The organism is Streptomyces sp. NRRL S-350, from assembly GCF_000719705.1.
GTDB lineage: Bacteria > Actinomycetota > Actinomycetes > Streptomycetales > Streptomycetaceae > Kitasatospora.
This window is the reverse complement of the sequence record NZ_JOHO01000194.1, coordinates 1-630: the sequence shown is the minus strand read 5'-3', so window position 1 is coordinate 630 and position 630 is coordinate 1. Positions and strand designations below refer to the sequence as shown.

Here is a 630-nt window from a genome sequence, read left to right as displayed (position 1 = left end):
TCATCAAGATGATCCTCGCCATGCAACACGGCACCCTCCCCCGCACCCTCCACGCCGACGAACCCACCCCCCACGTCGACTGGACCGCAGGCGCCGTCACACTGCTCACCGAAGAACAGAACTGGCCGGAGACGGCCGACCGCCCCCGCCGCGCCGCCGTCTCCTCCTTCGGCATCAGCGGCACCAACGCCCACATCATCCTCGAACAACCGCCCGTCATCGACGAACCCGCAGCCGACGCACCGCGCGCGCTCCCCTACGTTCCGCTGGTGCTCTCCGGACACACCCCGGCAGCATTGCGTGCTCAGGCGGCACAGCTCGCGGATCGGGACAACGCCTCACTGACGGACGTCGCGTACTCCCTCGCCACCACCCGCAGCACCCTCGAACACCGAGCCGTCATCGTGGCCGCGGATCCGGCCGACCACACCCAGGCGCTCCGTGCGCTGGCTCGCGGTGGCAGTCACCCGGGTCTCGTCACCGGCCGGGGTGGCGACGGAACCCTGACGATGGTCTTCTCCGGCCAGGGCGGCCAACGCCTGGGCATGGGCCACGACCTCTACACCACCTACCCCGCCTACGCCGACGCCTTCGACGAAGCCTGCGCCGCCCTCGACCCCCACCTACCCC

At 70.5% G+C, this 630-nt stretch carries 1 protein-coding gene; it reads left to right on the top strand.

What is annotated here, in order from left to right; all coding sequences use genetic code 11:
* Positions 1-20 precede the first annotated feature (20 nt).
* A partial coding sequence (locus IF30_RS42900; RefSeq protein WP_324605699.1) for a ketoacyl-synthetase C-terminal extension domain-containing protein occupies positions 21-630 on the top strand: 610 nt, incomplete at its 3' end.